The sequence below is a fragment of the Caballeronia sp. A2-2 genome (assembly GCF_057612605.2).
On record NZ_CM173618.1, the window covers coordinates 617,615 to 642,652 of the forward strand.

The window sequence follows — 25,038 nt, forward strand, 5'->3', positions numbered from 1 at the left end:
TGCAAGTTCAAGCGCGCGCTTCCTGCCTGACCGTGCGGCTTCTGCGTCCGTCGATGCTCACCGGCACATCGCCATGCACGGTCGCGCGGCGCACGACGCGGTGCGCATCGCCGTAATCGGCCACGGCGTAATGCTGCGTCGCGCGGTTGTCCCAGATCGCGACATCGCCTTGAGTCCAACGCCAGCGCACGGTGTTTTCCAGACGCGTGACATGATCGTGAAAGAGTTCGATCAAGCGGTCGGAATCGCGCTGCGACAGGCCGACGAAGCGCTGCACGAAGTGGCCAAGCACGAGCGTGCGTTCGCCCGTTTCAGGATGCACGCGCACCACCGGATGCTCGGTCTCGTACAGCGTGGAGGTGAATTGCTTGCGATAGGCGCGCTCGGATTCGTTATCGATGGCGGGCGTGTTGCGCGTCGCGGCGTAATCGTAGGCGTTCGAATGAAGCGCCCATAACGTGTCCGCGAGATCGCGTAAAGGCTTCGGCAAATTGCCATAAGCCGCAGCCGTATTGGCCCACACCGTATCGCCGCCAGCGGGCGGAATCACCACGCCGCGCAGGATCGAAATCTTCGGATAGGCATCGACGAAGGTCACGTCGGTGTGCCACGAGTTGGCGCGCGTGCCGTGCTTCGAATCGAGTTCGAGCAGGCGGCTCGTGCCTTCCTTCGATGGCACCGTGGGATGCGCCACGGTATCACCGAAGCGCGCGGCGAAGGCTTCCTGAGCTTCGTCGTCGAGATGCGACTGGCCGCGAAAGAACAGCACCTTGTGTTCGAGCAGCGCGCTGTTGATCGCGGCGATGGAAGAATCATCGAGCGCGCCCGAGAGCGTCACGCCGCGCACTTCCGCGCCGATCCGTCCGCCGATGGGACGCACTTGAAAGGGTTCTTGTTGCGATGCAGGCTGACGCGCGGCGTTGGCTGAAAGCGTGGCGAAGTCGGACATCGAAAGGTCTCCGTAGGAATGCGGGGGAAATCGAATGAGCCGCTTGAAATGCGGTCCAGACATTGAAGCACTCGATTTCCCACTGTCCAACGAAGCGTTTCGACTTAGCTTTACATCGTTTGCGTCATGAGTTCAGCGCGACGCGTAATGCTGCAATCCTTCTATGCTTTGCTGCAATTCAGCTTTGAGTTTCGCCATGAGTTCGGCTGCGGGCAATTCGCGTGCGAGGGCTGCGGCTTGTCCGGCCCATTGCGCACCGTACGCGAAATCGCCTTGTGCTTTTGCTGCTGCGTGCAGGGCCTTGCCTGCGTCGTAGGTGACGGGATAGGCGGGCACGCGAGGCGCATCGTTGGTGTCGCCGAGTGCGGTGAATTTGTTGACGAGACCTCGCGCGATACGCCCGGAAATCGCGGCGGTGAACGTGGTTTGCTTGGCGGCATCGCCGAGAATGGCGCGACGATAACCCGCATCGATCGATGTCTCTGTACAAGGCACGAACGCCGTGCCGAGTTGCGCCGCTTGCGCGCCGAGTGCCAGTGCAGCGGCAATTCCCGCGCCATCCATGATGCCGCCCGCTGCGATCACCGGCGCGTCGAACTTGCTGGCGATCAGCCGTGTCAGTGCGAACGTGCCAAGCCGGTCATCATGCGCATCAGGATCGAACACACCGCGATGGCCGCCCGCCTCGATGCCCTGCGCGACGATGGCATCCATGCCCGCGTTCGCGACTTGTTCGGCTTCATGCAGATTCGTCGCGGATGCAAGAAGCGTGATGCCCGCCTCGCGCAACGCATCGATATAACGCTTCGACGGGAGTCCGAAATGAAAGCTCACCACCGCCGGTTTTTCTTCGACGAACACCTTCAGCATGGCTTCATCGACAACGAAGCTCGTATAGATTTCACTCAGCGTTTCGGGTGGCTTTGCACCATATTGCGCGAACACTGGCGCGAGCCAGTCGATCCACACACGTTCGATGTCCGCATTCATCTTGGCAGGCGCATGACAGAACACGTTGATGTTGAACGGCCCATCCGTCAGCGCGCGTGTTTCGCGGATCACCTTGCGCGCGCCTTCCGCGTTCATCGCGCCAACGCCGAGCGAGCCGAGACCGCCCGCATTCGATACCGCCGCCGCGAGCGCGGGCGTGCTGACGCCGGCCATCGGCGCTTGAATGATGGGTGTATCGATGCGAAGAAGCTTTAGCAATGCGTTCTTGCTCATTGTTGAATATCCCTTTAAGGCAAAACGCCCGCTCATCCTTGCACGGAAAGAGCGGGCGTTCTATGTTGCTTCGGAGTCTTACTTAGCTGTCGGCATCACGAATTCCGCGCCTTTCTCCGTGCTTTCCGGCCAGCGCTGCATGATCGACTTCTGCTTTGTATAGAAACGCACGCCTTCTTCGCCATACGCGTGCATGTCGCCGAACAGGCTGCGCTTCCAGCCACCGAAGCCGTGCCATGCCATCGGCACCGGAATGGGCACATTGATGCCGACCATCCCCACTTCGATACGACGCCCGAATTCGCGCGCGACATGACCATCGCGCGTGAAGCACGACACGCCATTGCCGAATTCATGCGCGTTGATCAGTTCGACCGCTTCGTTGAAGTCCTTCACGCGCACACACGAGAGCACCGGCCCGAAGATTTCTTCCTTGTAGATGCGCATGTTCGGCGTGACGTTATCGAACAGCGTGCCGCCCGTGAAGAAGCCGTCTTCGTGACCCGGCACCTTGAAGCCGCGTCCATCGACGACGAGCTTCGCGCCTTCGTCCACGCCCAGCGCGATATAACCTTCAATGCGCTCCAACGCCTGCTTCGTGACGATCGGACCCATTTCGGCATCCAGTTCCATGCCGTTCTTGATCTTGAGCGTCTTGGCGCGTTCGGCGAGCATCGGCACGACCTTGTCGGCGACATCGCCCACCAGCACGGCCACGGAAATGGCCATGCAGCGTTCGCCCGCCGAACCGTAGCCCGCGCCGATCAGTGCATCGACGGCTTGTTCGAGATCGGCGTCCGGCATCACGACCATGTGATTCTTCGCGCCGCCGAGTGCCTGCACGCGCTTGCCGTGCTTCGCGCCCGTTTCGTAGATGTAATTCGCAATCGGCGTGGAGCCCACGAAGCTGATCGCGCGCACATCGGGATGTTCGAGCAGCGCATCGACCACGACCTTATCGCCCTGCACGACGTTGAAAATGCCATCGGGCAGGCCGGCTTCCTTGAGCAGCTTCGCCATGAACAGCGACGCCGAAGGATCGCGCTCGCTCGGCTTCAAGATAAACGCATTGCCCGATGCAATCGCCACCGGGAACATCCAGCACGGCACCATGCACGGGAAATTGAACGGCGTGATGCCCGCGACCACGCCGAGCGGCTGGCGCAGCGTCCAGTTGTCCATGCCGGTGGACACCTGATCGGTGAAATCGCCCTTCAGCAATTGCGGAATGCCGCACGCGAATTCCACCACGTCGATGCCGCGCGACACTTCGCCCTGCGCATCGGTAAAGACCTTGCCGTGTTCGGCGGTGATGATCGCGGCCAGTTCGTCGCGATGCTTGTTCATCAGTTCGAGGAACTTGAGCATGACGCGCGCACGGCGGATGGGCGGCGTATCGCGCCATGCCGGAAACGCGGCCTGCGCGCTCGCGACGGCGGCGTTCACATCGGCCACTTCGCCCAGCACGAGCTTGCGCGGGCGCTCGCCCGTCGCGGGATTGAAGATCGGCTGCGAGCGCGAGCCCGAGCCGTTTGCGCGCTCGCCGTTGATGTAATGGACCACGTCGGCGGTATCGTTGAAGGCTTGCATCTCGTCTCCTGATGATTGGATGAACAATACGCCTAGTGTAAGAACGTCGGCGTTCGCTGGAAAGACGTTAAGATTGAACTCATTGTTCGCAACCACAAACAATCCACGCATGGACGAGCAGAAGATCGAAACATTGTGGACGCATCTGCACTGGCTTACCGTGCTGGCCGAACAGGGCAGCTATACGGGCGCGGCGGCGCGGTTGGGCGTGTCGAAGGCGGCGATGAGCCAGCGGATTGCCGAACTGGAACGCGCGGCGGGCGTGCCGCTCGTCACGCGCACTACCCGCAGTGTGCGCTTTACCGAGGCAGGACGCCGGCTCGTGGACGACACGCGCGCGCAATACGAGCACATTGCCGCGAGCTTCACGAGCGTGCGGGAAATGGCGGGCGTGGCGCGTGGCCTGATTCGCGTGACCGCGCCGATGGCCTTCGCGCGCCAACAACTCGTGCAGCGATTGCAGGGCTTTTTGCATGCGCATCCCGAAGTGCGGGTTCAACTCGATGCATCGGACCGATTGAGTTCGATTGCAACCGAAGGCTTCGATCTGGCGATTCGGCACAGCGCGCAGGCACCGGAAACGCATGTCGCGTGGAAGCTGTGCGATACGCATTCGGTCATCGTCGCGACGCGTGCTTATTTGAAGCGTCGCGGCACGCCTGTCACGCCCGCCGAGCTTGCAGTGCACGATTGTCTGTTTTATCCGCGCACGCAGGCGGCGGCGGTATGGTCGTTCGAGCGAAAGGGCGCGCGGCGGTCATCGGCGGGGCCGCATACGCTGGCCGTCAATGGGCCGTTTTCGGCGAACAACAGCGAAGTTCTGCGCGATGCCGCGCTCGACGATCTGGGCATCGCGCTATTGCCGGATTTCACCGCGCAGGCGGCGGTGCAGTCGGGCAAGCTGGTGGTACTGCTGCCGGATTGGCGGCCCGTGGGCGGCTTCGCGGAGCATTTGTATGTGGTGAGACCTTATACGCCGCATGTGCCGCGTGCGGTCGCGCTATTCGTCGGTTATTTGCGCGAGGCGTTTGCGAGCGGGTTTCCGCTTTGAGTCTTTGGATTTAGGTTACTGAACAAAATGACGAGAATGCAAAGTGTGGTCGATGTGAACGTGTTGTTCCGCAATGAAAGGAACGAAGTGCTGTTTATTCAGCGAGCCAACACCGGGCACAGAGACGGGCAATATTCGCTGATCGCGGGTCATCTGGAACCCGGTGAATCCATCGAAGCGTGTGCGATCCGTGAATCGAAAGAGGAAGCGGGCGTGATCATCACTCCCGGTTCACTCGAATTCACGCTGGTGATGCGACGCGATGCGGAACAGAACCGCATCAGCTTTTTTCTGACGTGCCGGGAATGGACAGGCACCCTCGCGAACATGGAACCGCACAAGTGTTCCGGGTTCGTTTGGGCGCCATTGGAAGAACCGCCTGAGCCGACCATCGACTATATCGCGCACGCGCTCGACAATATTCGACAAGGTGTAATGCTGGCCGATTTCAAGGTTTAGCACTTCCCTGCGCGGCGGGCGAGAAGTGACAGTTCGGGTCCTTCTTGCCGTCCGGCGAGCAACACGTCAGCAGGTTTTTCACTGACTCCACGTTCGCCGCGTCCCATTCAGCCTTGCTTCTGTTGTTGTCGATGGGCATCCAGTGATTGAGCGGATAACTCGCGGCGAGCTTGTTGCTGCCCTTCGGCGGCGGCAGCATTCCCGCTGCGAGCGGCACGTAAATATCGCAGCTATGCTGGTCGCCAATCCGGTGACAGCCGATGCACGTATTCCCCGGCGTGCTGATCGCATGCGATGTCCACGATGCAAAGGAATCCCCAATATTCTGATACTTGCCCCACGGGTCCGTCGGCACATGGTTCCATACCTGACCGATCCACGGGCTGTACATGACCGGGCTTGCATCGTGACAGGACATGCATTTCTTGGTCGCCGTCGCGGCGGGCGGCCACCAGAACGCTTCTGCCGAAACGTGGCCCGGCGGCGGCGTCTTTTCATTCGGCGGCGGGACGCGCGATGCATTGAAGCCGCTCGCGCTGCCTGAATGCTCCGCATGAAACCAGCACGTCTTGCCGTTGCTCGCGTGATGCAACACGATATCGACTTCATCGTAATTCGGGCTTTTATCCGCGCGAATCATTTTTCTGCGGCAGAACGCGGAAATCTGCGTGTCGCCGTGTGAGAGGTTCAGGATCTTCGAGTAAGGCGTGCAGGGTCCGGAGGTCGGCGAATCGTAGGGCAATAAAGCGGGCCGGTCGCAGGTCATGTTCGCGAAGTAGCGCTCCGGCACCTTGTTGTTGACCGTGATCGGCACGTTCGTGCCGGCGTTGCAGTCGAATGCGGGAATCTCGCCGATTTCATCGACGCATTCCTGGCCGTATTGCGTGATCGATTGCTCGGCTTTATCGGCTGCAAAGACCGAATGCGATGCGAAGGCGAGCACGATTAGCAATGCGCGAAGGAAGGTTCTCATCGTCACGCTCCGCCGCGGGTATAAGGCTTCGCGATCTTTCGGATCGCTTCGATATATTTCACGTAACCCGTGCAGCGACATAGATTGCCGCCGATCCATTCTTCCATTGCCGAATCGAGTTGCGCCGCGTCGATCGGGTTCGCCTTCAGATGGTCGAGCATGGCGGTGGCCGCCATCAGAAAGCCCGACGCGCAATAACCGCATTGAAACGCGAACGATTCGAGAAAGCTCTGTTGAAGCGGCGACAGTTTGCCCGCCTGCGCCAGCCCTTCGACGGTGTAGACGTGCATGTCCTGCATGGCGCTCACGGGCGTGGAACATGCGAGCGTTTTTTCCATCGGTGCATCGGGCTGATTGCGTGTGCCGACCGTGCATGCACGACATACGCCGATGCCGCAACACAGCTTCGTGCCCGTCAAATCCTGTCGCTCGTGAAGGAAATCGATGAGGTTCATGTCGCCATCCGCCGCCGATGCTTCGACGGCGCGCCCATTTACATGCATGCGAATAACGCCGCTCATTACGCTGCTCTCCTGATCATTTCGGGGGTCACCGGCGTTTCACGAAAACGCTGGCCGGTCGCCGTTGCGAGTGCGTTGAGCAAGGCCGGTGCGATGGGACACATGACCGCCTCCGCGATGCCGCGCGCGTTGGCCGGATCGTCGCCGGGTGGCGGCAGCGCGAGCAAGGTCTGCACGGGAATATCGGTCAGACGCGTGATGTGATAGCGATCGAGGTTCCATCGTCCGCCGCCCGGTCCTTCGTTGCCGAGCGGGCACGTTTCGGTTAGCACGTTGCCGATGCCCATCGCGACCGCGCCTTCCGATTGACCTTGCACGAGTTCCGGACACAACTGCCGCCCGACGCTCACCGAGGACACCACTTCTTCGACCTTCACGCGACCGAGCGCATCGACGGACACGGCGACGAGCGCCGCCGATGGCGCGTAAGTCGTGCGCTGGAATTTCGCGCCATCGACGATCGGTTGATGCAGATCGCGATCAAGCGGCGTGAGGTGATCGGGGTCCATGCCTACGGCGACGTAGTCGTATTCGATATCCGCCGGACCGGACGCGAACGGATAGGTGCCCGTCCAGAACGAACCGGCATAGCTCGCATGCACGGCCGCGATGATCGGCAGGTTCATGTTGCGCATTTGCTGGAGAAGGTCGCGCCACGGAAGCGGCCTGTTCGCGCTGTTCGTCGTGAGCGCGCCGTCCATCCATTTAATTTCGGATGCCTTCACGTTCTCGCGCCAAAGCGCGCACGCCGCCGGTAGCACGCTTTGCAGCAGCAGCGCCTGAGCCGCGCCTTTTACCGCGTGATATTGATGGAACGCGCCAAGACATGCACTCGAAGAACCCGAGGTAAAACGCACTTCGTTAGGATTGCGTGGCGTCTTCATGCCGACGAGACCGAGCGCATTGAACGGCTCGACCACGCTCATGGAAATGGTCTGCGCGTTGCGTCCCAGATATTCGGAAGGAGCGAGCCCGAGCGTGGTCGCCGCGCCGTTGCCCATATCGGTATAGGTCGTGAGCACCCGAATGCCGCCGTCCGGAAGTATCTCCACCATGCCGTACATTCCGTCTCCCGAGGTGCCGAACGCTTCGTTCGCCATCGCGACGCCGACGCCGTATCTCAAACCCTGCGCCTGACGTTGCGCTCGTATGACCTCACGGTTTTGCCAGAGCGGATGCGTTTCGAGGCCGTCCAACACCTGATCGAGTTGCAGATCGAAGAGGATCGGTGCGCCGGTGATCGCGCGTCCTCTGCCGAGCGAAGGCGCTTTGCCCAGCAGATTGATTCGGCGTATCGCGAATGGCGACATGCCGAGCCTGAGCGCGGCTTCATCGATCAATGTTTCGATGGCCATGAACGCCTGCGGCCCGCCGAAGCCGCGCTGCGAACCGCCGAATACTTCCGGCGTGTATAGCGAAGCGGCGGTTGCACTCGCACGCGTGATCTCATAGCAGCTCATTGCGCTGAGTGCTGCGAGTTGCGCGACATACGGCGAGAGGTTTTTCTTGCCGCCGCCGTTCATCGTGAAATCGCAATCGATTGCCTGAATCTTGCCTTGACGATCGAACCAGAGCGACTCGGTGAACTGAGTTTCGCAACGCTTGAGTCCGACCTGAAACTGCTCGTAGCGCGATTGCTGCCAGCGCAGCGCGCCACGCGCGAACGGCGCGGCCAATGCCAAATAAAGCGGAAAGTAGGAACGGTCGCGGCCGCCGAAGCCGCCGCCCGGGTAACACGCGCAGATGTGCACGCTCTTGACGGATACCGCGCTTTTGTCGAACAGTCCGGCTGCGCTGCCTGCATCCTCGCCTGCGGACTGAGTGCCGAGGACCAGACGCAGTTCACTGCTTGACGCGTCATACCACGCGAGCCCTGCTTCGGGTTCCATGAACATCGGGTCCATGGCGGGCGTCATGAAACCCTTGTCACCCGATGCGCCGACCTTGAACCACGTGCCCGCATCCTCGTTACGCCTGATCGTCTTCGCGATGTTGTCGCTGGCTGCGGCGAGCGCTTCAAGATATTGAGGCGTGGGCTTGCCGTCGCTGCCCGTCTGATAATCCTTGACGTAGTTGAAGTCCGTGTCGTCGTTGCGCACATAGGTGGCCGTCGGCGAGAACTTGACGGGTGCGGCACGCTCGTGCGGTTCGATCGGCGCGCCGTAGCGGATCACGGCATGGTTGAATTCGAGCAGGGTGCGGGCGCGGCGGTAGGTGTCGAAGTTTGCGAAGATCAACATCGCGGCGGGTTGGCCATAACAATCCGCCAGCTTGCTCTTGCGGGCGAACCAGTAGATGTCCTGATTCGCGATCGGATCGGGTTCGGGCGCGAGCGCGATTTTTCGGGCGAGCAGTGCATCGTTATCGACAATGGCGATGGGCCGCAATTCCGGCGGCAGCATGCTCAGGTCGTAGCCTTCATAGACTCGATCGACGCGGTCGCAGCGCAGCGCGTACAACCAGTTTTCTTCCTGCGGCCAACCGGGGAAATCGCGCGCTTTGAAGTCGCGTGCGTAGATTTTCTGGCCGGTGACTTTTGGGATTCCGTCGATTCTGAAGCGTGCTTTTCCCGGTATCGGTGCCCATTCGGGGTCGTTGTCGCCGATGGTTTGCATCGATGAATCGAGCATGGCGGCGGGTAGATTGCTGATTGAGATTGCAATTACCGCGCCGCTGCTCATGACTTTTAGGAAAGTCCGGCGGGTAATGGGAGTATCGAAGGCCATTGAGATCCCCTAAGATCGAATTCCTTTTTCTTTTAAGCAACGCGATGCCCGACTCATGCTCTTGCATGTCTACGTTAGCTTTAGCCGCACGCAATCAAACGCAGCGAACGTGGTGGCCGCCGAATAGGATATAAACCCTTTATTCTCGAAGGTGTGAGACGCTGGCTTTTGAATTAATTGGGCAATGCTGATCGGCCCACAAAATAGCGGTTGCCGGTCATCGGTACTTGCCTGTCTCCCTGCTCCAAATTCGATTCGAAGCATCGACTTTCTTTAATTGCCGCGAAACTCATGTCTCTATTCTCTCAGTGTTCATCACTGCATGCCTCTTTTTGACAATCCTATGTGGAAATAAGGTTTGTCGCAATATGGAGATAGAGTTTGTTGAGTGAGATTTTATGAAGTTTTTGAACGCATTGTGGATATACGATGCTTAAAGGCAGTATTTATCCGCTTTTTGGTTGTTAAAGTCATGCAATACACAATCGTCGCCCTCCGCGTCTGGAATACTTCAAAGTTGGAAAGAAATTCGCTTCATCTCATGCGTCTTGGAAAGGTCTTGGTCATTTTTGAGTGCGTACTATACCGAAGGATGAGTAATGCCAAGTGCTTCTTCTGAGCGGTTCCGGTAGCCCCGCCGTAACAACGGGGCCTTCAGCCAACTTAGTTAAAGCATTCATTGACTGATCTGCTCACGCACGACACTGATCGGGTCCATCGGAAACTTCGGCGGGTTTTGCGCTGCCGTGCGCTGATACGGGTCCGATGCATCGATTTGGCACTTCGCCTCGATTTCGGCCGGCCATTGCGGAATCTTGCTGGTCCTGATCGCGACGAGCCGGCCTATCGAAATGAGCCATACCACCGGTGCGGAGATCCACTGAATGAGTCGGGGCAGTCCGTTCAGATTCAAGTTCAGCGCGAACAAGCCTTCGCGGAACGTCTCGCGTCTGCTTGCGACGTGATGACACCAGTGGACATCGCCATACACCGCCTTCGGGCCTTCTTCCATGTAGCGACGGATGAATTCCCAACAGTTCTTCAATTGGCGTGGTTCTTCGCTGTCTCCATGCAGGGCGAAGGTCCATTCCACAGTTTGCCGGTCTGCTTTGAGCGCGTGGCCGCGAATGTCCCAGATCTGTGGGCCTGAACCCGTGTAAGACCGCGTGCACCGGCTGACTGTGAAAAAGAGATCGTCCCACTTGGCCGAGCGAATCACGCCGTCGAGGCAGAAGACGTACACCATGCGTTTGCGGTAGTTGAAGCGGATCGGATAGTGCGTCCAGCGGTATGATTCTTTTAACAGCATCCAGACCAGGCCGGCCCAGATTGGACTACAGATAGCCCACCAGCACACGATAACCAGCCAGTCTTTTGAAGTTGGCACGAAATGCCAATCCGGGACCGTGAGCGCAATAAACGCCATAAACACTGTAAGCGCGATAAAAAATAGGCCAACAAACGTCACATAGCCCCGATATATAAACCAGCGGTCGACCAGCTCCATAAAAGTGGAATTGAACTTAATCGTCGATACGTTGTAGAACGGCACAATGTCCAGACGCTCTTTCTGACGTAGCTGATTCTGCCGTTCCTCCGCAGTGAGCGCCCTGTTAATGGGGAAATTTTCTTGAGAAATCTCTTTGGGGCCCATCTTAAACTCCTGCGAACGATGGCATCTCGCTCATTTCCTGTTGAGACGATTTATATCGGTTCGATATGTCTCTGCCCCATATACAGCGCTTCAACCAAGTAGCCAATTCGTCGTCACCAAACTTGGTGATCAAAATTTGTGCAATCAGATATACGAGGGCACCAACCAACAACAGGGGAAGAGCTTCGGCACCGATGCCAACGGCGATCGCGATCAATATTCCGCCTATCGCTGACAAGCCATAGGCTGCGACAAGTCCGGGCTTGCCCTTGCCGAAAGCAACAAGCATCTCTCGCAAATCACAAACCGCCCCAATCACCGCCCCCACCACCCCAAACACCTTCGCGCCAAACGGCGCCCAGCGCGCAATGAATCGCAGAACAGCACTCCGCCCCGCCGACAACTCAGTAATCCCCATCGCCTGCATCAATCGATCAGCCGTATCTGCAAACGTCGCCGCCAGCAGCGACACCGAACCCGCCACGCGTGCCTTGTTCTCCACTTCCGCCAACCCCGATGCCGTTCCCAACGCCTGCTCAGTACTGGCAATCCCCGCGATCTGCACATACGCTGCAATCAGATTGCCCACCACCGGAACCGCCTTCGCCACGCCCGCTCCCATCTTCGCCGCAGCCGCCGTCACCGGTATCTCGGCGATGAGTCGCTCCCGCGCGGCGACGTTCATCGCCTCGACCTGCTCGGCCGTGCGCAGCGCACTCGCCGCCCATTGCGCCTGCTTCGCCTTGCTCAAACGCGCAGGCATGTCCTTGAGCGTCTCCTTGTCGATCATCACCATCATCCTGACCGACACGGCCTTGTTCATCGGTTGCTTTTGAATCTTCAGCCTGCGCAAGGCATAGGTGACTTCCCGCTCCAACGCGTTCTCGCTCACGTTCCTGAGCCCGGATGCCTTGACCAGTTGGCGCATCACCGAAGCGCGCATCCTCGTGAACGAGCCGGTAAGCTCGACCGGCACGACAGGACGTTCGGTGATCGTTCCCAAGGCAACGAGACCATGATGAACGTGCGCATCACCTGCCGCAGACTGAAGCAGCCGGGTGACTCACGCCGTCAAAGCCGGCTTCATTGAAAGTGATGGCACATTCGAGCACGCGAACCACGGGCGGCACGTTGCCGGGTATCACGCAATTGACCGGCGTGAGCGTGGCCGCGCTCAGGCTTTCGACCTGACGCTTGAGCGCAGGCTGGTCGTCGGACACGTAAAGCCGAAGCAGACTGCGCAGTCCTTCGCCCGAATTTGGTTCGTCGTGGGAATCGTCGAAGTGCGCGTATTCGATGTTGAGTTGCGCGTACATGAGCCAAGCCTTACGGCCCACGGCAAGCGGTGGCAACGATCGACTGGGCGGGCGCACCAGCCCCGCGCTCGAGAACGGCGTCGATTCCGGCAGGTCCAGATCGCTCACGCCGTTGCATTCGAGGCGGCCTGCGAGGTCGCGATTGGTCAGCCACGCGTCCAGCGAGAGGTAGTTGATCCGGCGATCTTCATCGCTATCGCCAGATTCCTTCGCGACATAGGGCAAGCCGTCGCGGCCAACCAGCGACAGGAACGAATCCGTGCCGATATACGGTGCGCGCGTATCATGGGAACGTCCTTTGGCCGTGCTCAGGCGTTGTTCGCGACGCACGGTGAAATAGCGTCCGTTTTCGTCTTCATCGCGCAAGCGCGCCTCGTGCAGCGGATAGAAGGGAAGCTCTTCCGAATCCTCCTCGTTATCGACCTGACCGATGGCCATCTCCACCGAATGTACTTCGTAGTCCAGAGGCCGGTTCTCGACCGGCACGAGACGCGCTTGCCTGCTTTCCTGTTTCAGCTTCGTGGGCGCTGTGCGAACCTTGAACAGATTCACCACGGGCACGCAGAACAACGCGAACATCGACGCATCCACTTGCTGCGCCAGTTCGCTCGTGGAGCGGTCCAGCAGCACGATGATCTCCACCTCGCTTCCGGCGATGCGCGCGAGTCCGGCTTCGAGCCCCGTCAGCGTAAAGAAGTAAAACCGGTTCGGACACGCGAAGTATTCCTGCACGAGGTTGTGACCCAGAAACTTGCGCGCCCCCAGCGGCAGCACGGTTTCTTCCGGTCCGAGCCCGTCCTGAACGACCGCATCCGATCGAACGACGTGCGGCACGTAGCCCGCTTCGCTGAAGCGCCCCGGCCCGCCGATCACCGACACCACTGCACCCGTGTGAATCAGCTCATGCAGATGCGAGGCGACGCGTTCATCGCCCGCCAGATAGATTTGCAGCCGGTCCAGCCCGCGAAGCGAGGAGAACGGTACGCCGCCGATCGTGCGCAAGCGCAGACGCAAGGCGCCGCATACGGGGCGATCGGGCGGCACGTAACGGCTCTGGCCCAGGAGATCAGGGGGAACGTGAGTGAGTCGTCCATCCAGAATCGACACCGGATAGAACGAGACATCCTGCGTTGTACGAAACGTGCAGGCGGTCTTTTCTCCGCCGGGTAAGTTCAGGGCATTCAGCTCGACGCCGCGCTCCAGCGTATAGCCGGTTGTGAAGCCGCCCGCCTTGCCGCCGGGATAAAACCGTGCGATGGAAATCGAAGGCGTGGGCGACAGATAATTCGGATACACCGAGGACAGCAGCGCTTGCGTCAACAGCGGGAACTCGTCCTCGAAGCGCAATTGCGTGCGCGCGTTGATGAACGCGGAAGACTCGAACAGACGGCGCACGTAGGGGTCGCCTACTTCGGCCTCTGCATCTTCTCCGAGCATGCCAAGGCGACGAGCAATCTTTGGATGCGCCCGCGCAAATTCACCACCCAGCGCCTGCATGAAGCGAATTTCGTCGAGGTAGGCCGCGAGCAGACGCGGGTCCATCAGACGGAATCTTGCTTGTTGATACTACTGACTAACCGAAAATCGACTTCCTCTACTCTGCAATGTTTAACGAACATGACTGGCGATAAATGATCACGTCCGGAAAAGACTGCGCAACGATGATCGGACAGGGCTAATCGTTGCCAAATGATTGGTACCACTGCCGAATTATCGGAGGTCTGCAAACATTCCGATAGCCACGAAAATTCCTAATTTCGGTGCCGACTGTCAATCGTTTCGGACTATGCTGATCAAGGCCTGGGCTTTCGCTCGATTCCTTTGCGGTAGATGACGCGGCTTGCGGGATTTTCACGGACCAAACGAAGACACCGGGACATCCGACCGGTTCATAAGGTTTGCCAAAAGAATCGATCGCCTGCGGAGCTATGGAGTAACGCGACGCACAGGAGGAAATGCACGCGGGGCTGCACGTGTCGAAAATGACGAGCGGCTCAATACATTCGCCGCCCCGCGCTTTTCCTGAGCGTGGCGCTCAGGCTCATCATCGCCCGATCAATGATGCGCAAACGTCGGCACAACATCCTGCGCAACCGCAACGCGCACACCCGATTGCGCCACGCCATCATTCACCCCGCCATAACCATTCGCGGCATCAACGCGCATTTCCGCAGCCTGAATATCCCCTGGATACTTCGCATCGTTCAAATGCGCGGGGTTATACCCGGCCTGCTCCAATTGCACGATTTGCGCATTCACCTGCGCGCGCGTGACCGGCTGATTCGACTGCGCGAACGACGCAACCGGCGCCGCCAGCGCTAAAGCAATCGCAACACCAATAAGCTTCTTCATGATCCTTCTCCAATAAGGTTTGCCAGCCTTCGATGTCCCAAGACACCTAAGCGACCGTTGAATACAGTTTAGGAAGGTCGGAGATCAGGGTAAATACCGAAAGAACGAAATCACTTTTGGCGAAAACCCGACCAATCCATGACTCATGTTCCAGCGCTTCCCTTAGACAGAACTTAGTGTCCCTGAACAAATATTCACGCGCGGCCCCATTCCCCTCACGAATCGCCTATAAAATAAGCAACGGCTAAGCGCGTCTGTCCATGCCGGAGGGTAGACAAGGCACGAACTCGAATGGGGAAGGCCATGAAGCGAATCGTGGTGATCGGCGCGGGCTTTGCAGGGCTATGGAGCGCGCTTTCCGCCGCGCGCAAGCTCGATGAACTCAACGAGCCAGCAGAAAAAGCGGAAGTCGTGATCGTCAATCCGCAGCCTTATCACAGCGTGCGAGTGCGCAATTACGAGCAACCGCTCGATTCCTCGCTGGTGCCGCTGGACAGCGTGCTCGATCCCACCGGCGTGCGGCTGATCCAAGGCAAGGCAACGGGCATCGACACCGCGAAGCGTCTCGTGCATATCGAAGTCGATGGCATCAACGACACGCTCGAATACGAACGTCTTATTCTCGCGGTCGGCAGCGAACTGCTGCGGCCGGACATCCCCGGACTGGAAGCGCATTCCTTCGATGTCGATACCTACGGCGGCGCCTGCAAGCTCCAGGCGCATCTGCAAACCTTGCCCGTGCTGTCGGATTCCTGCGCGCGCTATACGGCGGTCGTGATCGGCGCGGGGCTGACGGGCATCGAACTGGCGGCGGAGTTGCCCTCGCGCATGCGCGATATCGTGGGTGATGCCGATCGCGACAAGGTGCGCGTGGTGCTGGTCGATCGCGCGACGCGGATCGCGCAGGCCATGGGCGGTGCGCAACCCGTCATCGAAGAAGCGATGAACACGCTCAGCGTGGAGATGCGCGCGGGCACGTCGCTGGTGTCGCTCGATGGACAGGGCGTGACGATCACGGACGGCGCGCACGAAGAACGCATCGACGCCTGCACGGTCATCTGGTGCGGCGGATTGCGCGCCAACACGCTCGCCGCGCAGCTTCCCGTGCCGCTCGACCCGATGGGCCGCGTGCCGGTCGATTCCTTCCTGCGCGTGGAAGGGCTGCCGGGCGTGTTCGCGGCGGGCGATTGCGCGCGCATTCTGATCGATGGCGTGCGGCCATCGGTCATGTCATGTCAGCACGGCCGCCCGATGGGACGCTACGCCGGCAACAACGCGGTGTGCGATATGTTTGATCTGGAGATGTTGCCGCTCGAAATCGACTGGTACACGACCATTTGCGATCTCGGCCCGTGGGGCGCGGTCTATACGGAAGGATGGGACAGGCATCTCGTCTCGGAGGGCGACGAAGCCAAGGCGACCAAACGCACCATCAATGGCGAGCGCATTTATCCGCCGAAGAACGGCACGCGCGAGGCCTTGTTCAGGGCGGCGGCGCCCGTTGTGCAAGCGCCGCCGCCCACCGCGCGAAACGACAGCCCGAGTTAGACCTTAGACCTTCTCGACCGACGCGTTATAAATCTCGTCGATGGACGCCTGCAGCGTCTTGTCGAACTCTTCTTCGCTCATCGACTTCTTCAGCTCGTTGATGAGCGCGCGCGAGAAGCTCGCGATCATGCCGTGGTTTTCCGCGAGCTTCTTGCACGCATCGCTGCGCGTATAGCCGCCCGACAGCGCCACCACGCGCACCACACGCGGATGCTCGATCAACGGACGATAGAAATCCGCTTCATCGGGAATGGTCAGCTTGATCATGACCTTGCTCGATTCCGGCAGCGCGTCCAGACCCTTGAGCAGTTCGTCGCGCAGGATCTTCTCGGCGGCCTTCTTGGTCGTGCTCTTGATCGAGACTTCCGGTTCGAGAATCGGCACCAGACCGTGACCGATGATCTGCTTGCCCACTTCGAACTGCTGCGCCGCAATCGCCGCGATTCCAGTTTCCGACGCATCGTGAATGACCGAGCGCATCTTGGTGCCGAACACGCCGAGCTTCACCGCGCGTTCGAGCAGCGCGTCGAGGCCGGGAATCGGCTTCATCACCTGCACGCCGTCCTTCTGTTCTTCCAGACCCTTGTCCACCTTCAGGAACGGCACCACGCCGCGGTCTTCCCACAGGAACGTCGGCACGGGCTTGCCTTCCGCCTCGCCGTCCATGGTGCGCTCGAACAGAATCGCGCCGATGACCTTCTCGCCCGAGAACGACGGCGCGGTCATGATCCGAACGCGCATTTCGTGCATGAGCTTGAACATCTCGGCGTCGCCGTCATAGGCGTCCTCGGGAATTCCGTATTGCCGCAATGCGCCGGGCGTGGACCCGCCGCTCTGATCCAGAGCAGCAATGAAACCTTGTTTCTCGGCCATTTGCGCGAGCATCTTTTCCTTAGCCACGAACATCACCTCCTCAAAGTTCAAACGCCGGAACGCGCGCGAACGCGAGCCGGGCTGCTGGTTCCACCTTTTCCAAGTGTACTGGTTTTGACGTGCGGCTTTCTCGTGCAAATCCGCCATTTCTACGGCTTCAGCGCACGGCGGTGCACGTGTGCGCGCCTTCAGGAAGGCGCAGCGGAGTTCAGATCTGCCGCGTTTGCGGACTTGAGGGCAGGCTTCATGCCTGAGCGCCTGAACAAGGTCGCGGCACGTCGCAGCATGGAAGGCGCGGATTCGAAAGTCGGAAGCGCGGGTTCTGCAACCGGCGCCGTTTCGGGCGCGGCCGGTTCCGGTTCGATGACGACCGGCGCGAGCGCTTCACGCGCGGCGGCGCATCGCTGGTTCAGCGCGCGGCGCATGTCGGCATCGCCGATCAAAGTCTGAACGTTCGTTAGCCCGTGCTCGAATTGCAGCGCGTAAGCGATATCGGTGAAGTCGTCGAAGCGTCCGCTATCGGCCAACTCACCGGCCAGCGCGGCGGTGCGCTGGCGTTTCCATGTTTCGAGATCGTCGTTGCCCGTGCTCACAGGTGCCCTCTTCTTGGCGATGAGGTTCGACGATGTTAGCTTGAGCCACCGGGTTCCGACGTTGTCCTGTCACAACATGGTGACAAAAAGTCGGACGAGAAAAGCAACGAAAGCGCTTGCCATTGCAAGGCGAATTACGTAGACGAATAGTCAGATGGCCGAACGATCGTGCGATTTCACCACGCGCCCGCGAACGCCTGCACCGCGCGATTGAACGCAGCGGGATTCGCCGCATTCATGCCGTGCGACGCGCCGTTGATCGTCACGCGCTCCGCGAACTCGATCCACTCCACGAGCTTGTCCACGTTGTTGCGGAACATGCGCGGGCTTTTCTGCCCGTCGATGAGCAGCGTCCGGCACTTGATGTCGCGCGCCGCCTCGCGCGTGTAGGCGGGCAACGGATCGCGGAATTGCTTGGGCAGCGTCAGCGCGTTGTCGAGCGCCATCTGCCGAAAACTCGCGGTGCTCTTTTGCCAGAAGCCCTGCATGCTCACCGAATCCACGAACATTTCCAGACCGCGATCCAGTTCGCCCTGCTCGATCAATTCCGCCACGCGCGTGCGCAGCGCGTTGGTCGCGGGCGGCAGCGTGGCGGGCGAAGTCTGCGGCGTGAGTTGCAGCGGGCCGCCCGGGTCCGCGAGCGTGAGCGTCTTCACGAGGCGCGGATACTCGCGCGCCAGATGAAACGCGATACACCCGCCGCGCGAATGCCCGACCAGATGCACCGGCGCGAGGTCCATCGCCTCGATGAAACCGGCCATCTCGGCGACGTGCGCTTCCACGCCGAATTCGCCCTGCACGAAGGCATCGACCGCGGGCCAGTAATGCGACAGGCTCGGCGCGATGCAACGAAATTGCTTCGCCAGCGGCGCGAGTTGCGGGTTCCAGTAGCGGTAATCGCACAACGAACCATGCACGAAGACCAGCGGTTCGCCTTCGCCACACTCCACATAAGGCACGGAAATGCCCGATGCGATGGTCGCGAAGGACGGCTCGGGCAAGGCGTTGAGTGCGCTCAGTATGGCGGGATCGGTGCGGGCGTTCATCGTCGAAAAGCTCCTTTGCGTCACTATGCCCGCCTGTGAGCTAAAAGAAAAACGCATAATATTGATGGATTCATTCAGGTTTTCTGATAGCAATTCATAGACGTTGAAACATGAAAGCACTCGACCTCGACGTCCTCTCGATGATCGTCGCCGTCGCCGACACGGGCAACATCAGCCGCGCGGCAGAGTTGGTGCATCGCTCGCAATCGGCGGTGAGCATGCAGATCAAGACGCTGGAAACCGCCATCGGCCGTCCGCTGTTCGTACGCAAGCCGCGCAGCGTGGTGCCGACGCAGGACGGCGAAGTGCTGCTGACCTACGCGCGCCGCATGCTCGCGCTGCGCGATGAAGCGTGGGCGGCGGTGGTGCGGCCCGACGTGACCGGACGCGTGGTGATCGGCGTGCCGGACGATTACGCGTCGTCGCTATTTCCGCCCATCCTCAAGAAATTTTCGGCGACGTACCCGAAGGTGGAGATTCAGGTGGTCGGCCTGCCGAGCGTCGCGCTCGCGCCGATGGTGAAGGACGGCACGGTCGATCTCGTCTGCGCGACGCGCATCAAGGGTTTGAGCGGCGAATTCCTGCGGCACGAGCCGATGGTCTGGGCCGCCGCGCCCGGTGCCACCGATATCTGGAAGGAACGGCCTCTGCCGATTGCCGTGTTCCTGCCGGGCAGCGTCGCGCGCGAGAACGCCATTCGCAGTCTGGAGCGGGCGCGCATCGGCTATCGCACGTCGTATGAGAGCCCGAGTCTGCTCGGACTTTTGACGATGGCCGAAGCGGGTCTCGCCGTCACGCCGCTCGCCAGGTGCGCCGTGCCCGCGCATTTCACGCTGCTCGGTCAGGCGCAGGGCTTGCCGGAAATCGGCACGCTGGAAGTGGTGCTCGCGCGCAGTGCGGCGTCGAAACGGCCGCCGTGCGACTTTCTGGCGGAACGGATCATCGCGGAATTGCGGCGTTGAGCGAGGCTTCGATCTGGCGGATGCGCCGCGCCGCCCACGCCCGCACCATTGCGTTCGATGCCGCCAGCGGCAAGGACACCGCCATGATGCGATAGACATCGTTGCGGCGAATCTTCGAGACTTGCGCGGGATCGAGCCATGCCGCGTTGTTGGCGAGCAGCACGAGCGTATCGAGTCCGATCATGATCGGCCACAGACACGCCAGCCGCAAACGCACCGCGCTTGCGGGAATGGCGAGCGTGTAGTCGATGGCATCGCGATACAGCGCAAGCGTCTTGCGCAGCAGATCGTCGAGCACGGGACGCGCGCGCATCGACGTGTTCGGGTCGAGCAAATCCTGCGGCGCGAGACCGTGACGCGTGAGGATCGACACCGGCAGATAGCACCGGCCGATACGCAGATCGCGCGCGCAATCGCGCAGGACGTTGGTCATCTGAAGCGCTTGCCCGAAGCGCACGCCGCGCGTGAGCATGAAATCCGGCGCGGCCTTGAGCACGCCCGGCATGTGCGCGTAAATCATCTTCGTCCAGAACTCGCCGACGCAACCCGCCACGAGATACGTATAACGTTCGAGTTCTTCCGGCTCGTTCAATGCGCCGATGCGGCCCGAGGTTTCATCGGGAAACGTGCGCAGATCGAACTCCATGCCGGTGGTGAGCGTGGTGACGATTTCGCGCACGGCTGCTGCATCGCTGGTGCTCAGGCGCGGCAGGATGGCGAGTGCATCGCCGAGCGATTCGAGCAGCGCGCGTTCGTCGGGCTGCGCTTGTTGTCCGGCGACTTCGCCTGCCATGCGCTTCAGTGCTTCGTCATCGCGGGCGCCGTTGACTTGCGCGCGCAGCGACAACAGCAGTTCGAGCCGGCGCTGCGGTGACACCAGCGAAGTATCCGCGATGGTATCCGCCGCGCGCGCGAGCAAATACGCAAGCCCAATGGGATCGCGCATCGATCCCGGCAAGATGCGCAGCGTGAGATAGAAAGAGCGCGAAACGCTCTTCAAAAGCGGTCCGAGCAGAAAGTCCCGGGAAGATGAGTTCATGTGTCGGATCGGATGAGCAACGCGCCGCCGCATTGTATCCGTCTGCGCGGAATCGCTTCAGGTGTGGTGTTTCTTTCTGGCGCCATGTCGCTTGACCTTGGTCTTATGGACCGGTGCGTGGACCTTCTGCACGGGCGGCGTCTGCGCATCTTTAGCGGACACACGTTCGAGCGACACCGGCGCATGCCCCGCTTGCCGAAGTCCGATGAGCGTCGCCGCCGCGAATGACAGATCGATCACGCGGTCCTTCACGAACGGCCCGCGATCATTGATTCGCACGACGACCGAGCGCTTGTTGCGCAAGTCCGTTACGCGCACATAACTTCCGAGCGGCAACGTGCGATGCGCCGCCGAAAACGCGTTCATGTCGTAGCGCTCGCCGCTGGCCGTGCGACGTCCATCGAAACGCCTTGCGTAATACGAAGCCGTGCCGGTTTGAAAGACAACGGGAACGATGCGTGGTGCAGCCACTTCCTGCGGCGCTTCGACGACAGCAGCAACAGCAGCAGGTACATCGACAGGCGCATCAGACGCGTCAAGTTGACGATGCGCAACGCATCCGCCCAAAAATAAACAAGCGCCGATGACCGCGACAGCGGCTCGGCGCCCAAATGAACCATAGGCCTGCATGAGCGAACTTCTCCATGAGTTTCATGAATTGCCGATCCATGAAACCGGCTCGCTCCTAACGGCCGCCACGCCGCGCCGTTGACCCGGCGCGCGTAGATATGACTCACTTTTACATCGTTACATCGTGTTGCCTGCTGTCACGCCGAATTACTCCGCTTCCTCCATTTTCGACGTGGGCAAACCGCCCGAGCCGCGCTTGCGAAGCGGGTTCAACGGATCGTTACGCAGTGCGTCCCGATAAGCGGACACGGCGACCAGAATCAGCAGCACTGCGACGCCAGCAAAGACATGTGTATCCATGATCGATATTCAATCGTCCTGACGAAAAGTTTAAAGGACCGGGCGTCACGCAACGGGCGTCGTTGCCTTCGCGGCGTGCTGCACGCCGCGTCCGATCGCGTGATATTCGATGCCCAGTTCGCTCATGGTTTCCGGCTCGTAGAGATTGCGGCCATCGAAAATAACCGGGTTTTTCAGGCGGCGCTTGATGGAGTCGAAGTCCGGGCTCTTGAACACCTTCCACTCCGTCACGATGATCAGCGCATCCGCGCCATCCAACGCATCCTTGTGATGCGACGCATACGTGAGGCGCGAACGCGCCTGCGGATCGTCGTGCAGATCGAGCGCGAACACGCGGCGCGCTTCATCGACGGCAACCGGATCGTACGCGACGATCTTCGCGCCACGCGCGAGCAATGCGGCGGCCAGCACGCGGCTCGGGGCATCGCGCATGTCGTCGGTATTGGGCTTGAATGCGAGGCCCCACAGCGTGAAGGTCTTGCCCGTGAGGTCTTCGCCGAAACGCGCGACGATCTTCTGCGTGAGCGTGTCCTTCTGCGCTTCGTTGACGTTCGACACGGCCTTGAGAATGCTCATCTCATGACCGAAGCCGGACGCGGTTTGAATGAGCGAGCGCACGTCCTTCGGGAAGCACGAGCCGCCATAACCGCAGCCTGCATAAAGAAAGTCATAGCCGATGCGCGGGTCCGAACCAATGCCGCGACGCACCGCTTCGATATCCGCGCCCACGCGGTCAGCGAAGTTCGCCAGTTCGTTCATGAACGAGATGCGCGTGGCGAGCATGGCATTCGCCGCGTACTTAGTGAATTCCGCCGATTGCACATCCATGTACAGCGTGCGTTCGTGATTGCGGTTGAACGGCGCATAGAGACGCTTCATGCGTTCGCGAGCGCGTTCGCCGGGCACGTCGTCATCGCAGCCGATCACAATGCGGTCCGGTCGCGTGAAATCTTCGATCGCCGCGCCTTCCTTGAGGAACTCGGGGTTCGACACGACCGAGAACATGTGACGCTCGCCGCGCGCATTCAGCTCACGGTCGATCACTTCCTTCACGCGCCGCGCCGTGCCCACCGGCACCGTCGATTTATCGACGATCGTCTTGAAGCCGTTCATGTAGCGGCCGATATCCTTCGCCGCCGCGAGCACGTAGGAGAGATCGGCGGAGCCGTCTTCGTCCGAAGGCGTGCCCACCGCGATAAACAGCATCTCGCCATGCTCGACCGCTTCCTTCGTATTCGATGTAAACGACAGACGTCCCGCTTCGCGATTGCGATCGATCACCTCTTTGAGCCCCGGCTCATGAATGGGAATGCCGCCGCTGTTCAGAATGGCGATCTTGCGCTGATCGAGGTCGAGGCACACCACCTCGTTGCCGATGTCCGCAAGGCAGGCGCCCGTCACGAGTCCCACGTAGCCGCTGCCGATGATCGTCAGTTTCATGTCATGCGCTCCAGAAGTTCATGTTGTTCATTTGATTCGTAAGGTCCTGCGTGCTCAATACGCGTTCGCGCCCGCGAAGCCTTTCCACAGCGTCAGCGCGACGATCTTCATATCGAGGCCGAAGGTCCAGTGCTGCATGTAGTACAGGTCGAGCTTCACGCGTCCCGACATCTTCTCGATGCGGTCCGTCTCGCCGCGAAAGCCGTTCACCTGCGCCCAACCGGTGATGCCCGGCTTGATCCGATAGCGGTGCATGTAGCCCGCGACCAGATCCTTGTAGATGTTGTCGTGTTCGAGCGCGTGCGGGCGCGGACCCACCACCGACATCTCGCCACGCAACACGTTGATGAACTGCGGCAGTTCATCCAGACTCGTGCGGCGCAGGAACGCGCCGACCTTGGTCACGCGCTTGTCGCCCTTGCGCGCCTGCGTGATCTGTCCGACCACTTCTGCGTGCACTTTCATCGAGCGGAACTTGAAGATTTCGAACTCGTGTCCGTCGATGCCCTTGCGCTTCTGCTTGAAGAAGACCGGCCCCGGTGACGAGAGTTTCACCGCCAGCGCGATGCCCGCGAGCAAGGGCGCGAGGCTCATCAGCGCGAGCGCCGCGAACACGCGGTCGAACACGAGCTTGGGCAGCACCTTCACATCCGTGATGGGTGACGCCGCGAGATTGATCGCGGGCACGCCCAGCAGATTCACCGTCGGATTGCCGAAGAACGAGAGACTTTGCACGTCGGGAATGAATCGCACATTCACGAAGTCGTCCTTGAACTCTCTGACGAAGCGGTGAATGGTTTGTTCCTGCGAAACCGGCAAGGCGAGCCACAATTCGCGAATCTCGCGGCTGCGCACGGCGCTCACCAGCGCGTCGTAATCCCGTTCGATACGCACGCCCGCGAGTTCTTCCTGCGGCAGCGCGGCTTCATCGTCGAGCGCGAGATCGAAAACCAGCACGGGACGAAAGCCCGCTTCGGGACGGCCATGCATCTGCTCGATCAAAAAGCGCGCATACGGCGCGGAACCGGCAATGGCCACGGTCTTGTGATTGAAGCCTTCGCGCCGAATGAATTTGAGCGCCGAATAAATCGCCATCTTGCTCACGACGAGCAACACGATCGTGCACAAGGCCCAGTAACCGAGCCAAAGCCGCGACAACGACTCCGACCGATGGATGCTGAACGTAAGCAACACGCCCGCACTTTCCACGAGAATCCACGCAGCGCTCACGCGCAGCATGAGTTCGTGCAAGGGCTTGCCACGCCACGATTGATAAATGCCCAGCGCCGGAAAGGTCGTGATCGTCAGCAGACACGAAAACGCCAGCATGGTGCTTTGAATATCGTCGAGCCAGACGAACCCGCCTTTATAGATCGATGCACCGAGCGAAGCGCCCAGTGCCGCCATGGCAATGTCGATGACTCTGCAAATCACGCTTAGCATCGCAAGCAACTCTTATAGGGAACCGCACGTTTCAGGGAGCGACAGAAGAAGGCCGCGCAATATTTCATGCACCTTGCTTGTCACTGTTTCGTCTATAAAACTGGAATTAATATGACGCTGCAACCGCGAAATTATGTCTGAGCGTCTACGCGGATATTTTTCGAATATTTTTCCTGATCAAGCCTTGCCTGGCGGGCGTTTGCGAGATGGCGCATTGCGGAAGAAATAATTCGGGAGACCTTCGCATCCGTCCGCATCCGCCAGGCCCAAAGAAAAAAAGCACGCTGTCGCCAAGGCATTTTTTGGGTTTTTTAGCTTTAACAATGCATTTTCTCCATGTTAAAAATCG

General features: G+C 60.1%; 23 protein-coding genes. 4 read left to right on the plus strand and 19 right to left on the minus strand.

Features of this window, described 5'->3' with window-relative positions; all coding sequences use genetic code 11:
* Positions 1-7: 7 nt before the first annotated feature.
* From ACZCWR_RS26365 to ACZCWR_RS26375, 3 genes are all read right to left on the minus strand, one after another.
* Complete coding sequence (locus ACZCWR_RS26365) at positions 8-949, minus strand: TauD/TfdA dioxygenase family protein (protein ID WP_487305962.1); 942 nt, start codon at positions 947-949, stop codon at positions 8-10.
* A gap of 132 nt (positions 950-1,081) precedes the next feature.
* Positions 1,082-2,173: an NAD(P)H-dependent flavin oxidoreductase gene (locus ACZCWR_RS26370; RefSeq protein ID WP_487305963.1), complete on the minus strand. Its 1,092-nt coding sequence runs from the start codon at positions 2,171-2,173 to the stop codon at positions 1,082-1,084.
* A 78-nt stretch (positions 2,174-2,251) separates the two neighbouring features.
* Positions 2,252-3,763, minus strand: a complete 1,512-nt coding sequence (locus ACZCWR_RS26375; RefSeq protein ID WP_487305964.1) for a CoA-acylating methylmalonate-semialdehyde dehydrogenase — start codon at positions 3,761-3,763, stop codon at positions 2,252-2,254.
* A gap of 109 nt (positions 3,764-3,872) precedes the next feature.
* Here ACZCWR_RS26375 and ACZCWR_RS26380 point away from each other — a divergent pair, with 109 nt between their 5' ends.
* Positions 3,873-4,814, plus strand: a complete 942-nt coding sequence (locus ACZCWR_RS26380) for a LysR family transcriptional regulator (RefSeq protein WP_487305965.1) — start codon at positions 3,873-3,875, stop codon at positions 4,812-4,814.
* Between the two features lie 27 nt (positions 4,815-4,841).
* The gene (locus tag ACZCWR_RS26385; RefSeq protein WP_487305966.1) at positions 4,842-5,273 is read left to right on the plus strand and encodes an NUDIX hydrolase; all 432 of its coding nucleotides are present in this window, start codon (positions 4,842-4,844) and stop codon (positions 5,271-5,273) included.
* Here ACZCWR_RS26385 and ACZCWR_RS26390 read toward each other — a convergent pair.
* The 7 genes from ACZCWR_RS26390 to ACZCWR_RS26420 form a co-directional block, all read right to left on the minus strand.
* Positions 5,263-6,246, minus strand: coding sequence for a hypothetical protein (locus ACZCWR_RS26390; protein WP_487305967.1), 984 nt, complete (start codon positions 6,244-6,246; stop codon positions 5,263-5,265). The genes ACZCWR_RS26385 and ACZCWR_RS26390 overlap by 11 nt on opposite strands.
* A 2-nt stretch (positions 6,247-6,248) precedes the next feature.
* Complete coding sequence (locus ACZCWR_RS26395; protein WP_487305968.1) at positions 6,249-6,767, minus strand: (2Fe-2S)-binding protein; 519 nt, start codon at positions 6,765-6,767, stop codon at positions 6,249-6,251.
* Positions 6,767-9,493, minus strand: coding sequence for a xanthine dehydrogenase family protein molybdopterin-binding subunit (locus ACZCWR_RS26400; RefSeq protein WP_487305969.1), 2,727 nt, complete (start codon positions 9,491-9,493; stop codon positions 6,767-6,769). The genes ACZCWR_RS26395 and ACZCWR_RS26400 overlap by 1 nt, the downstream gene beginning before the upstream one ends.
* Before the next feature lie 676 nt (positions 9,494-10,169).
* The gene (locus tag ACZCWR_RS26405) at positions 10,170-11,147 is read right to left on the minus strand and encodes a DUF6708 domain-containing protein (RefSeq protein ID WP_487305970.1); all 978 of its coding nucleotides are present in this window, start codon (positions 11,145-11,147) and stop codon (positions 10,170-10,172) included.
* Position 11,148: 1 nt separating this feature from the next.
* Complete coding sequence (locus ACZCWR_RS26410) at positions 11,149-12,150, minus strand: hypothetical protein (protein WP_487305971.1); 1,002 nt, start codon at positions 12,148-12,150, stop codon at positions 11,149-11,151.
* 28 nt (positions 12,151-12,178) lie between these two features.
* A complete protein-coding gene (tssF, locus tag ACZCWR_RS26415) occupies positions 12,179-14,005 on the minus strand; it encodes a type VI secretion system baseplate subunit TssF (protein ID WP_487305972.1) in 1,827 nt (608 codons plus the stop codon).
* A 513-nt stretch (positions 14,006-14,518) separates the two neighbouring features.
* Positions 14,519-14,815, minus strand: coding sequence for a DUF4148 domain-containing protein (locus tag ACZCWR_RS26420; protein ID WP_487305973.1), 297 nt, complete (start codon positions 14,813-14,815; stop codon positions 14,519-14,521).
* 303 nt (positions 14,816-15,118) lie between these two features.
* On the opposite strand from ACZCWR_RS26420, the gene ACZCWR_RS26425 reads away from it, so the two are divergent.
* On the plus strand, positions 15,119-16,363 hold the full coding sequence (locus tag ACZCWR_RS26425; RefSeq protein ID WP_487305974.1) for an NAD(P)/FAD-dependent oxidoreductase: 1,245 nt from the start codon (positions 15,119-15,121) through the stop codon (positions 16,361-16,363).
* Between the two features lie 3 nt (positions 16,364-16,366).
* Here ACZCWR_RS26425 and ACZCWR_RS26430 read toward each other — a convergent pair whose 3' ends face one another.
* The 3 genes from ACZCWR_RS26430 to ACZCWR_RS26440 form a co-directional block, all read right to left on the minus strand.
* Entirely contained in the window at positions 16,367-17,263 is an 897-nt protein-coding gene (locus ACZCWR_RS26430; RefSeq protein WP_487305975.1) for a fructose bisphosphate aldolase, read from the minus strand.
* 161 nt (positions 17,264-17,424) lie between these two features.
* Complete coding sequence (locus tag ACZCWR_RS26435) at positions 17,425-17,829, minus strand: hypothetical protein (RefSeq protein WP_487305976.1); 405 nt, start codon at positions 17,827-17,829, stop codon at positions 17,425-17,427.
* Between the two features lie 176 nt (positions 17,830-18,005).
* The gene (locus tag ACZCWR_RS26440) at positions 18,006-18,875 is read right to left on the minus strand and encodes an alpha/beta fold hydrolase (RefSeq protein WP_487305977.1); all 870 of its coding nucleotides are present in this window, start codon (positions 18,873-18,875) and stop codon (positions 18,006-18,008) included.
* Positions 18,876-18,985: 110 nt separating this feature from the next.
* On the opposite strand from ACZCWR_RS26440, the gene ACZCWR_RS26445 reads away from it, so the two are divergent.
* On the plus strand, positions 18,986-19,837 hold the full coding sequence (locus ACZCWR_RS26445; RefSeq protein ID WP_487305978.1) for a LysR substrate-binding domain-containing protein: 852 nt from the start codon (positions 18,986-18,988) through the stop codon (positions 19,835-19,837).
* Here the strand turns inward: ACZCWR_RS26445 and ACZCWR_RS26450 are convergent.
* The 6 genes from ACZCWR_RS26450 to ACZCWR_RS26475 are packed head-to-tail and all read right to left on the minus strand — an operon-like array spanning position 19,815 to position 24,689.
* Positions 19,815-20,876 carry a phytoene/squalene synthase family protein gene (locus tag ACZCWR_RS26450; protein WP_487305979.1) on the minus strand — a complete coding sequence of 354 codons (1,062 nt, stop codon included), beginning with the start codon at positions 20,874-20,876 and terminating at the stop codon, positions 19,815-19,817. The two genes, ACZCWR_RS26445 and ACZCWR_RS26450, sit on opposite strands and share 23 nt — an antisense overlap.
* Positions 20,877-20,933: 57 nt before the next feature.
* Entirely contained in the window at positions 20,934-21,347 is a 414-nt protein-coding gene (locus ACZCWR_RS26455; protein WP_487305980.1) for a septal ring lytic transglycosylase RlpA family protein, read from the minus strand.
* Positions 21,239-21,613, minus strand: a complete 375-nt coding sequence (locus tag ACZCWR_RS26460; RefSeq protein WP_487306198.1) for a hypothetical protein — start codon at positions 21,611-21,613, stop codon at positions 21,239-21,241. The genes ACZCWR_RS26455 and ACZCWR_RS26460 overlap by 109 nt, the downstream gene beginning before the upstream one ends.
* 40 nt (positions 21,614-21,653) lie before the next feature.
* Positions 21,654-21,806 (minus strand): hypothetical protein, encoded by a 153-nt coding sequence (locus ACZCWR_RS26465; protein ID WP_487305981.1) that lies wholly within the window; start codon positions 21,804-21,806, stop codon positions 21,654-21,656.
* A gap of 45 nt (positions 21,807-21,851) precedes the next feature.
* Positions 21,852-23,246 carry a UDP-glucose dehydrogenase family protein gene (locus ACZCWR_RS26470; protein WP_487305982.1) on the minus strand — a complete coding sequence of 465 codons (1,395 nt, stop codon included), beginning with the start codon at positions 23,244-23,246 and terminating at the stop codon, positions 21,852-21,854.
* A 54-nt stretch (positions 23,247-23,300) separates the two neighbouring features.
* Positions 23,301-24,689, minus strand: coding sequence for an undecaprenyl-phosphate glucose phosphotransferase (locus ACZCWR_RS26475; protein ID WP_487305983.1), 1,389 nt, complete (start codon positions 24,687-24,689; stop codon positions 23,301-23,303).
* Positions 24,690-25,038: the final 349 nt, after the last annotated feature.